General features: G+C 31.0%; 9 protein-coding genes. 1 reads left to right on the top strand and 8 read right to left on the bottom strand.

Translation table 11 applies throughout. The features are described 5' to 3' along the window. Nucleotides 1-338 precede the first annotated feature (338 nt). The gene (locus KQI16_RS03770; protein ID WP_216432356.1) at nt 339-1,073 is read left to right on the top strand and encodes a hypothetical protein; all 735 of its coding nucleotides are present in this window, start codon (nt 339-341) and stop codon (nt 1,071-1,073) included. A gap of 71 nt (nt 1,074-1,144) precedes the next feature. Here the strand turns inward: KQI16_RS03770 and KQI16_RS03765 are convergent, their stop codons facing one another. From KQI16_RS03765 to KQI16_RS03730, 8 genes are all read right to left on the bottom strand, one after another. Next, the gene (locus KQI16_RS03765; protein WP_119866357.1) at nt 1,145-1,360 is read right to left on the bottom strand and encodes a heavy-metal-associated domain-containing protein; all 216 of its coding nucleotides are present in this window, start codon (nt 1,358-1,360) and stop codon (nt 1,145-1,147) included. An 85-nt stretch (nt 1,361-1,445) separates the two neighbouring features. Then, complete coding sequence (locus KQI16_RS03760) at nt 1,446-3,893, bottom strand: heavy metal translocating P-type ATPase (protein ID WP_216432354.1); 2,448 nt, start codon at nt 3,891-3,893, stop codon at nt 1,446-1,448. 23 nt (nt 3,894-3,916) lie between these two features. After that, nucleotides 3,917-4,183 carry a metal-sensing transcriptional repressor gene (locus KQI16_RS03755; protein ID WP_216432352.1) on the bottom strand — a complete coding sequence of 89 codons (267 nt, stop codon included), beginning with the start codon at nt 4,181-4,183 and terminating at the stop codon, nt 3,917-3,919. Between the two features lie 266 nt (nt 4,184-4,449). Continuing rightward, the gene (locus KQI16_RS03750; RefSeq protein WP_216432350.1) at nt 4,450-5,379 is read right to left on the bottom strand and encodes an ABC transporter ATP-binding protein; all 930 of its coding nucleotides are present in this window, start codon (nt 5,377-5,379) and stop codon (nt 4,450-4,452) included. Further along, nucleotides 5,372-6,448 carry an ABC transporter ATP-binding protein gene (locus KQI16_RS03745; RefSeq protein WP_216432348.1) on the bottom strand — a complete coding sequence of 359 codons (1,077 nt, stop codon included), beginning with the start codon at nt 6,446-6,448 and terminating at the stop codon, nt 5,372-5,374. Before KQI16_RS03745 ends, KQI16_RS03750 begins: the two co-directional genes overlap by 8 nt. A gap of 13 nt (nt 6,449-6,461) precedes the next feature. Beyond that, on the bottom strand, nt 6,462-7,526 hold the full coding sequence (locus KQI16_RS03740; RefSeq protein ID WP_216432347.1) for an ABC transporter permease: 1,065 nt from the start codon (nt 7,524-7,526) through the stop codon (nt 6,462-6,464). Further along, complete coding sequence (locus KQI16_RS03735) at nt 7,519-8,460, bottom strand: ABC transporter permease (RefSeq protein WP_216432345.1); 942 nt, start codon at nt 8,458-8,460, stop codon at nt 7,519-7,521. The genes KQI16_RS03740 and KQI16_RS03735 overlap by 8 nt, the downstream gene beginning before the upstream one ends. 72 nt (nt 8,461-8,532) lie before the next feature. After that, the gene (locus tag KQI16_RS03730; RefSeq protein ID WP_216432343.1) at nt 8,533-10,191 is read right to left on the bottom strand and encodes a peptide ABC transporter substrate-binding protein; all 1,659 of its coding nucleotides are present in this window, start codon (nt 10,189-10,191) and stop codon (nt 8,533-8,535) included. Nucleotides 10,192-10,554 lie beyond the last annotated feature (363 nt).

Genomic DNA, 10,554 nt, shown 5'->3' with positions numbered 1-10,554 from the left:
AATCCATCTCCTCTACAAACTGGCTTAGTAATCGCACAGAATCATTACTTGGAATTATGCAATCAATATCAAAAGGAAGTTTTAGTTGATAAACCTTTTGATTTAAAGTATAATTTTTTCGTAAGATTTTTTTTATAGGCATGAAAAATATTTTACCATAAATCCTAGACTTTTAAAGTCTGGGATTTATTTTTTTCATCAAAAAGGAGCTTCACACTAATTATTTAGTGCGACAGCCCCTTTTTTATTTGTATAAAATATATCAAGTATTCTGCTTTTAATTATGTTAAAATATTAAGTGCTTGTTTTATGGAAAAAAAGAAAGTGGTGACTTATTTATGCAATATAAATTTGAAACAACTAAAAAAGACTTTAGTGACTTTTCAAGCGGACGCGTTTTATATAATGGTTTAAATACAACAGCCTTTCCAGTTCGCTTAACAAGTGAAATTATTCAGAGAGCCTTCCATATTCTTAAATCTAAAGGTGCCAATGGACCATATAAAATATATGATCCTTGCTGTGGAGGAGGATTTATACTTACAACTATCGGTTTTTTATATAATAATTTAATTTCTGAAATAATAGCAACTGATTATGACATTAGGGTATTAGAAATTGCAAAGAAAAATCTCTCATTACTCTCAATAGAAGGACTAAATAAAAGAAAGAAAGAAATCAAGGGCTATATTGAAGCTTTTGGAAAAGATTCTCACTTACAAGCATTAGAAAGCATAGCTAGCTTAGAGAATTTAATAAAAAAGGAAGACATTAAAATAAAATGTATGCAAAGAGATATTACTGATATGAAGGATTTTCCTATTGAAAAGGTTAATATTCTAATTACTGATATTCCTTATGGAAATATCGTTGATTGGAACACTGAAAGTAAAAATCCAATTCAAAATTTATTTGAAAATAGCTATAAAGCTCTTGATAAAAAGCATTCCCTTATGATAATAATTGCTGATAAAAAAACAAAACTTGAACATAAATTATTTAAGCGAATAGAATATTTTAAACTTGGTAAAAGACAAATTGCTTTTTTCGAACCAATTTATAATTGTGATTAACAAATATTATATTAAATAAAAAAATAGAGCTTTGATAATTAATAATATCAAGCTCTATTTTTATTTGATAACTAAACTACTTCTATTCCTACTACTTTATAGCCGTAATCATCAATTATAGCTTTTATGTCTTCATCAGAAACATTACTATTTGTTAAATCAACAGTAGCTGACTTTGTATCTAAACTTACATCTAAAACTTCTGCCTTTATTTCTTCTAAAGCTTCCCTAACATGTGCAACACAATGTCCACAGCTCATTCCTTCAATTAATATCTTCTTTTTCATAATAAATTCCTCCTAATTAACATTTTTATATTTTTTACATGTTTTTTAATTAATAGCATTTAAAAAGTATTTCGCAATCTTTTACTTAAGCTTTCGGCTTAAATCTCTTTAATCTTAATGCATTAGTTACTACTGATACTGAGCTTAAACTCATAGCTGCTCCTGCTATCATAGGATTTAATAGTGGTCCTCCAAATATATGAAGTAATCCCATTGCAACTGGTATTCCAATAGTATTATATCCAAAAGCCCAGAATAAATTTTGTTTTATATTTCTTATAGTACTTTTACTTAACTCTACAGCTGTTGGCACATCCATTAAATCACTTCTCATAAGAACTATATCTGCGGATTCCATAGCAACGTCTGTTCCAGAACCTATTGCTATCCCTATATCTGCTTGGGCTAATGCCGGAGCATCATTAATACCATCACCAACCATAGCAACCTTCTCGCCTTCAACTTGTAGTTTTTTAACCTCATTAGCCTTATCTTCTGGTAAAACTTCTGCAAGAATTCTATCTATTCCAACCTGCTTAGCTATTGCTTCTGCTGTTTTCTTATTATCTCCAGTAATCATTGCAACTTCAATTCCCATAGCATGAAGTCTTTCTATTGCCCTTTTACTATTTTCCTTAACTGTATCAGCTACGGCAATAATTCCTGCTATTTTATTATCTATAGATATATACATTGGTGTCTTACCTTCTTCAGCTAATCTATTAGAAACTTCTTCTAAATTTTCTAAGGAAATTTTATTTTCATTCATTAATTTTCTATTTCCTATAAATATAGACTTTTCATCTATATTAACTTCTATACCAAGACCAGGAATTGCTTTAAAGAAGTTAACCTTCCTAAACTCTAGTCCTTTTTCCTCTGCAGCCTTTACAATAGCTTCTGCCAAAGGATGTTCTGAACCCTTTTCTGCTGAGGCTGCTAATTGTAATAAGTCATTTTCATGTAAGCCATTAGAAACAATTATATCTGTTACTTTTGGTTTTCCTTCTGTAATAGTGCCTGTTTTATCGAATACAATAGTTTGAATTTTATGAGCAGTCTCTAATGCCTCTCCACTCTTTATTAACACTCCATATTCTGCCCCCTTACCTGTACCAACCATAATCGCTGTTGGAGTAGCAAGGCCTAAAGCACATGGACAAGCTATTACTAAGACTGCTATAAATATTGTTAAAGAAAATACTCCTGATTCCTTGCCTATAAAATACCATCCTAATCCAGAAATAACTGCTAATACAATTACTATTGGAACAAAATATCCTGAAATAATATCGGCTAATTTTGCAATTGGTGCTTTTGAACCTTGAGCCTCTTCTACTAATTTAATTATTTGGGAAAGGGCTGTATCTTTTCCTACCTTAGTAGCTCTGTATTTAATAGTACCATTTTTATTTATACTTGCACCTATTATTTTATCTCCAACGTTCTTTTCTACAGGAATACTTTCTCCTGTTAGCATTGATTCATCTACAGAAGTAATTCCCTCAACAACTTCTCCATCAACTGGCATCTTTTCACCAGGTTTAACTACTATTATATCTCCTACTTCTACTTCATCAATAGAAATTTCTTCTTCCTTTCCATTCCTTATAACTAAAGCTGTCTTAGGAGCAAGGCCCATTAATTTCTTAATAGCTTCAGAACTTTTTCCTTTAGAAACTGCCTCTAAATATTTACCTAGAGTTATTAAAGTAATAATAGTTGCTGCTGATTCAAAGTATAAATCCATTGCATATTCATGATGTCCTGTGAAAATCTTATAAGTTGCAAATATGCCATAAACAACTGCTGCTGATGTTCCTATTGCAATAAGAGAATCCATGTTAGGGCTTCCCTTGAATAAGGTTTTGAATCCAACTTTATAATATTTATTACCTGCAATTACTACTGGTATAGTTAGAATTAACTGGGCTAAAGCAAAGGCTCCCGGATTAAAATGAGGGTCTAAAAACTTTGGAAGTGGCGCCCCCACCATATGTCCCATTGATATATAAAGCAATGGAACTGTAAAAATAGCTGCTACAATAAACTTTTTCCATAAAGTTTCAATATCTCTTTCCTTTTTTTCTTTATCTGAATCTACTGTCACAACTTCTTCTATTGCCTTGTAACCTGCTTTTTCGATGGCCTTTTTTATTTCTGAAAGTCTTAACTTATCTGCTTCATAACTTATTGTTAATTTTTCTGTTGCTAAATTCACATTTGATTCCACTACACCATCTAGTTTCCTTGTTACTCTTTCTACTGCTTTTGCACAAGCTGCACAAGTCATTCCTTCTATCTTAATTGTCTTGCTAACAGTATTATCAATAGCTTTATATCCTGCTTTCTCAATAGCATTCTTAATATCTTGAAGCTTAAGCTTTTCCTCATCAAAATCTATATTTAACTTTTCTGTAGCAAGATTAACATTTGATTCTATTACTCCATCTAGCTTTTTTGTAACTCTTTCTACAGCTTTTGCACAGGCTGCACAGGTCATTCCTTCTATTTTCAACGACTTACTTGCCATTTATTACCCTCCTTATTTAATATTTATTTGCCAATTACCTTTGATAAGAGATTCATAATTTCATCTATCTTCTCAGGTCCCTTATTATGCTCTACTGCTTCTATAACACAATGGTTCATATGCTGCTTTAAGATAAGTAAATTTGCTTTTTTCAAAAGTGATTGTGCAGCAATAATTTGATTAGATACATCTACACAATATCTTTCATCTTCAATCATCTTAATAGCTGCTTCTACTTGCCCCCTTGCAATTTTCAAAGTTTTTATAGCCTTTTTTTTTTCACTATTCATACTTCTACCCCTTTCATCCCTACCCCCTGGTAGGGGGTATATTTATATCTTATTCTTCTCTTTATATTTTGTCAATATTTTTTAAAATTATTATCATTTAAAATACACATTATAAAATTTTATTTTGCTATAGTCCCCTTTCCTTCTTCAGTGAATTTAATAGGATCAGATATTAAATTTATTATAAAGATACCCTATAGATTAGATATATAAAAATCTATTCTATAGGGTATAAAATTTATAGAAAAATTATGAATGGGCTTATATTATTTTTTTGTCCACTTTTCATATTCCTCATCTGTAGCTAATACATAATGAGTTCCACTTACATGTTTGCTTGTACCTTTTGCATAGTCTATTCCACTTGTTTCGTAATCATAAGTTTCAGATATTCTTGTTTTTTCAACTGCTGGATTAGGATGAGGAATAGCAGATAACAATGATTTAGTATACGGATGAATAGGATTTGAGAAAATTTCCTCAGTAGTTCCTGTTTCAAGTAAATATCCTAAATGTAATACTCCTATTCTATTTGAAATATATTTAACCATTGACAAATCGTGTGCAATAAATAAAAATGCAGTGTTAGTCTCTTTTTGAATATCCTTCATTAAGTTTACAACTTGAGCTTGAATAGATACATCTAAGGCACTTATTGCTTCATCCGCTATAATTAGTTTAGGATTCATTACAAGAGCTCTTGCTATTCCTATACGTTGTCTTTGACCACCTGAAAATTGATGTGGAAATCTATTTGCATGTTCTTTTGATAGACCAACCTTCTCTAGTATTTTATATACTTTTTCTTCACGTTCTTCCTTACTATTATATAAGCGGTGAATATCTAATCCTTGTGCAACAATGTCTAATACTTTTCTACGAGGATTTAAACATGCCATAGGATCTTGAAAAATCATTTGCATATTAGTTCTTAAATGTTTATCTTGTTCCTTAGTTAACTTACCAGATATATCTATCCCATCAAATTTTATTTCTCCATCAGTAGGATCATATAGACGAATAATTGAACGTCCTATTGTAGACTTCCCACTTCCTGATTCACCAACTAAACCATAAGTCTCTCCTGGATAAATTTCGAAGGAAACACCATTTACAGCCTTCACTGTAAACTTTCTGCTTACCTTAAAATGTTGCTTTAAATTTTTCACTTCTAATAAAGGTTGCTTATTATGCATTTAAATACGCCTCCTTCTTCATTCTCTCTATTCTATCACGTAGCTCCTTAGGCATTTCAACTTTTGGCGCCTTTTCATGTAATAGCCATGTTGCAGCATAATGAGTATCTGTAATTTTGAACATAGGAGGCTCTAATCTGAAATCAATATTTAAGGCATATTTATTTCTTGGAGCAAAAGCATCTCCTTCTACCTTGTTTAGTAGATTTGCTGGGGTTCCTGGTATTGTATAAAGTCTATCATCATTAGTATTAATATCAGGCATTGCAGATAATAAGCCCCAAGTATATGGGTGTCTAGGATCATAGAATATCTCATCTACTTTTCCCTTTTCAATTATCTTTCCTGCATACATTACTGCTACATAATCTGCAACCTTTGCTACAACCCCAAGATCATGAGTAATATATATAACTGAAATATTTAATTTCTTTTGAATATCTTTTATTAGCTCTAGAATCTTTGCTTGTATAGTTACATCCAAAGCAGTTGTTGGCTCATCACAAATTAATAAGTCAGGATTACAAGCAAGAGCAATAGCTATAACAACTCTTTGTCTCATTCCACCTGAAAGTTGATGAGGATAGCTTTTCATTCTCTTTTCCGGATTTGTAATACCAACAAGATCTAATAGTTCAATGGCTCTCTTTCGCGCTTCTTCTTTAGGTGTCTTATAATGCCATATCATACCTTCCATTATTTGAGCACCTATTGTCATTGTTGGGTTTAAAGATGTCATAGGATCTTGGAAAATCATTGCTATTCTCTTTCCATTAATCCTCTGTCTCATTTCCTTCTTTGAAAGCTTTAAAATATCAACTTGAACTTTTTCATTATCTCTATAATAGGTAAAATCAATACTTCCGGAATTAACCTTCCCATTATTACTTAATATTCCCATTGCAGCCTTCATGGTAACTGATTTTCCACTACCACTTTCACCTACTATTGCAAGGGTTTCTCCTCTATATAAATCTAAATTAACACCTCTAATAGCATTCATCATACCTGCTGAAGTTTCGAAGGATATAGATAAATCTTTTATTGATAATATTTTTTCTTTTTTCATCTATCCAAGCCTCCTATCTTTCTTTCATCTTAGGGTCAAATGCATCACGTATACCATCAGCCAGTATATTGAAGCTTAACATTAATATTGCAAGTACTATTACTGGGGGCAATATCATATATGGATGTGTTGTAAATGACTTAAATGCTTCACTTATTAGTGAACCTAATGAAGCCATTGGAGCTGGAACTCCTAATCCAATAAATGCTAGGAAGGCTTCTGTAAATATAGCATTTGGTATTGAGAACATTGTATTAGTAATTATAGGTCCTAGTATATTAGGAAGAATTTCTTTAAAAATGATAAAGAAATCTTTTGCTCCTAATGTTCTAGAAGCCAAAACAAATTCTTGTTCCTTCAATTTAAGCATTTGAGCTCTAGCAATACGATTCATTCCTATCCATCCAGTAATCATAAGCGAAAAGGTAATTGTAATAAGTCCAGGCTTTAATACAATAATTAATAAAGTTACAATTACTAAGTTTGGAATACCATTTAATATTTCAGCAAAACGTTGCATTGCATTATCAACTGCTCCGCCAAAATATCCTGAAATAAGACCATAGCTTAAACCAAATATTATATCAATTAAAACTGCAACTACAGCAATATAAAGAGAAATTCTTGTTCCCATCCAAGTTCTTGTAAATATATCTCTTCCTAAAATATCTGTACCAAACCAATAATATACATCTTCTAATCCTGTTTTGCTTCCATCATTAGATACATATCTATTAACTTCAACCTCTCCTGAAGATGTATTCATAGTTTCACTACCATCAAATATTCCTAGCTTTTCTATTCCTGGAACTCTTGGTGCAAGATTTTGATGGGCAATAATTTGAGAATCATAACTATGCTCATTCATTCCAACACCAAATATTGCAAGTAAGGTAATTATTATAATAGATATTAACGCTATCATTGCCCCCTTATTTCTCTTTAAACGGGTTAGAACATCTTGCCAATAAGATTGACTAACATAAACCTTATCAACAGTACCAACATTTTCAGCACCAACTAGTTCAAAATCATCTTCTAAAAATTCTATTTTCTCATTAAATGTTGTATTACTCATGTTCATCCCCCTTTGCTAATCTTATTCTAGGATCAATAACTCCATATAATATATCAACTAATAACATTATTCCTATATACATAGCACTGTATATAAAAGCTATTGCAACTATAACGTTATAGTCATTTGATTGAATTGCAGTTACTAAAAGACTTCCTATTCCAGGAATTGAAAATATCTTTTCAATAACCAAACTTCCTGTCATTAAACCTACAATTAATGGTGCTAGCACTGTAATAATTGGAATTAAAGCATTTCTTAATGCATGTCTTGTTATTAATCTAATTCCATTTATTCCTTTACTTTCTGCAAGCTGCATATAATCCGAATCTAATACTTCTAACATTTCTGTTCTTGTAAAACGAGCAATTGTTGCTATTGTAAACATACATAAAGCTATTGTTGGAAGTACCGAAGATTTAAATGGAACATCTCCATCATATAAAAGTGGAAATAAATTTACTTTAAATCCTAATGAATAAGATAGCCCTAATGCAAAAACGTATGAAGGCAAACTAACACCTAATACTGAAATTACTGTAGTCATTGTATCCCATATGGTATTATGCTTTAAAGCTGCTACTACACCTAAAATTAATCCTATTATTGTTCCTAATAAAACAGCTTGTCCCCCGATTCTTACTGATATTGGCAAACGCGTTTCTAACAAAGTAGATATAGGCGTATTTTTTGAAATTGTATAAGAAACTCCAAAATCTCCTGTAAGCATATTTTTTACATAATTAAAAAATCTCACAAATACCGGTTTATCTAATCCATACTTTTGATTTAATAAAGCAAGCTGCTCTACTGTTAACTTTTCATCATTAAATGGAGAGCCAGGCATATACTCAAGCATTAAAAATAGTATTAATAAAATAAGTAACAATGTTGTTATAGAAATTACTATTCTCTTTAGCAGATATTTTTTCATCTGCAATTCCTCCTTTAAAAAATTACAGTGGCAAGCTTTTACCACTGTAATATTTAATAATTATTATACTTCTTAGTTCTTAGTTACATTTTTAAAGATTCTTGTAACTCCTACTGAGTGGTGTTCTATTCCTGAAACGTTGCTCTTGATCATTACTGCATTACCCTTTTGATATATAGGTAATATAACAGCTTCATCCATAACCATTTTTTCTGCATCTTTTAATGCAGTCCATCTAGCTTCAGGATCTAATGATAATTCACCATTCTTTGCTGATTCGATTATTTTATCATATTCAGCATTTGACCATAATCCATAGTTGTTAGGACTATCTGTAGTCCACATATCTAAATATGTCATTGGATCTGCATAGTCTGGGCCCCAACGAGTTAATCCAAGTTCGTAATCTCCAGCTTGCATTCTTTCAACTCTATTTTTCTTAGGCATTACTTCTAATTCTATTGTAACTCCTGGTAAGTTTTCTTGAACTTGAGCTTGAATAAATTGAGCTACATTTTGAGCTGATTCTGTATCTTCTACAACCATTTTGTATGAAAAAGCTTCTTGTCCTAATTCTTTCTTAGCTTTTTCAAAGTATTCTTTAGCCTTTTCTTTGTCTGTAGAAAGATATGGTTCTATACCTTCTCTAAAATCTTTTCCATCAGGTCCTGTAGCAAGTAACTTTGGGACTGCAAAATCTGCTACTATTGAACCGTCTTTTAATATATTATTAACTATTGCTTCCTTATCAAAAGATAATGCAATTGCTTTACGTAAGTTTACATTTTCTAATCCCTTAACCTTTTGGTTTGGTGAAAGATACCATAAATAACCTGCTGCAACATTATTAAACTCTGGATCATTCTTAAATTGTTCTACTTGTTCTCCTGCAAGTGTTGCAACATCTAAATCACCATTTTGGTATGATAACATTGTTTGCTGAGCTTCTTTAATTACTTGGAATTGAATTCCATCTAGCTTAACACTTGCTGCATCCCAGTATTGATCATTCTTTACTAATTCTATTGTTGTTGCTGCTGGCTCATAAGATGCAACCTTAAATGGACCATTAGCTAAAATAGTATCAGGTGATGTTCCAAAATTATCTCCTGCCTGCTTAAAGAATTCTTCATTTACAGGGAAGAATGATGGGAATGTCATTAATGATTCAAAGAATGTAACTGGATGTGATAATTCAACTACCAACGTTTTATCATCTTCAGCTTTTACTCCTAATTCTTCTACTCCCTTTTCTCCTGCTAAAACAGCATCTGCATTTTTTAAGCCTGCAATGCTTACCATAAATGCATATTCACTAGCTGTCTTTGGATCAGCAAGACGCCTCCATGCAAAAACAAAGTCATTGGCAGTTACTGCTGTTCCATTTGACCACTTCGCATCCTTTAATTTAAATTTATAAGTTAATCCATCTTCACTTTTTTCAGCTGATTCTGCAATAGCTAAAATTGGATTACCATCTGCATCAACAGAATATAGACCTTCTGTAATTGCTGCAATAGCTTCGAAAGAAGTTCCATCTGTAGCAATTTGTGGATCCATCGATGCAACTTCAACGTCAAATTGTACTTTTAAAGTACCACCAGAAGTTTCTGAAGCTTCTGAGCCGCTACCATTGTTTCCGCTTGTTTTACTTCCCCCACCACAAGCTACTAAGCTAAATGTCAATGACATTGCTACTGCCAAAGACAATAGCTTTTTGATACTTTTCATATTAATAGCCCCCTTATTCATTAAAATTTTTAGAAAGAATTTAAATTTTTATTAATTTATAAAAATTTCTTAATTAATATTATATATTCAATTTTTCCTTTGTCAATATATAAATTTATCAATTTATTAATTATTATTATATTTTTTTAATACTAAATATGCAGTTTTATTAAAAATTTTAAAATTCGACTTTCTTAAAAAATGCATATATTTTTTCATTTTTATTAATTTTTATACGATTATTTATTAATTAAATCTATTGTAAATGTATTCAAGAGGATTTTTTTAACAATTCATTAATTTTTTCATTCTTTTATGTTTTTTTATTCAAAAATTTCTTAATTTTATTATTTAATTTTTATA

This window comes from Caproiciproducens sp. MSJ-32, from assembly GCF_018918055.1.
Classification (GTDB): domain Bacteria; phylum Bacillota; class Clostridia; order Clostridiales; family Clostridiaceae; genus Clostridium.
This window is presented reverse-complemented; position numbering and strand designations above follow the sequence as displayed.

Bases quoted from the DNA above. Each gene is read 5' to 3' on its own strand.
- KQI16_RS03770 (WP_216432356.1), top strand. From the start codon at position 339: ATGCAATATAAATTTGAAACAACTAAAAAAGACTTTAGTGACTTTTCA.
- KQI16_RS03765 (WP_119866357.1), bottom strand. From the start codon at position 1,360: ATGAAAAAGAAGATATTAATTGAAGGAATGAGCTGTGGACATTGTGTT.
- KQI16_RS03760 (WP_216432354.1), bottom strand. From the start codon at position 3,893: ATGGCAAGTAAGTCGTTGAAAATAGAAGGAATGACCTGTGCAGCCTGT.
- KQI16_RS03755 (WP_216432352.1), bottom strand. From the start codon at position 4,183: ATGAATAGTGAAAAAAAAAAGGCTATAAAAACTTTGAAAATTGCAAGG.
- KQI16_RS03750 (WP_216432350.1), bottom strand. From the start codon at position 5,379: ATGCATAATAAGCAACCTTTATTAGAAGTGAAAAATTTAAAGCAACAT.
- KQI16_RS03745 (WP_216432348.1), bottom strand. From the start codon at position 6,448: ATGAAAAAAGAAAAAATATTATCAATAAAAGATTTATCTATATCCTTC.
- KQI16_RS03740 (WP_216432347.1), bottom strand. From the start codon at position 7,526: ATGAGTAATACAACATTTAATGAGAAAATAGAATTTTTAGAAGATGAT.
- KQI16_RS03735 (WP_216432345.1), bottom strand. From the start codon at position 8,460: ATGAAAAAATATCTGCTAAAGAGAATAGTAATTTCTATAACAACATTG.
- KQI16_RS03730 (WP_216432343.1), bottom strand. From the start codon at position 10,191: ATGAAAAGTATCAAAAAGCTATTGTCTTTGGCAGTAGCAATGTCATTG.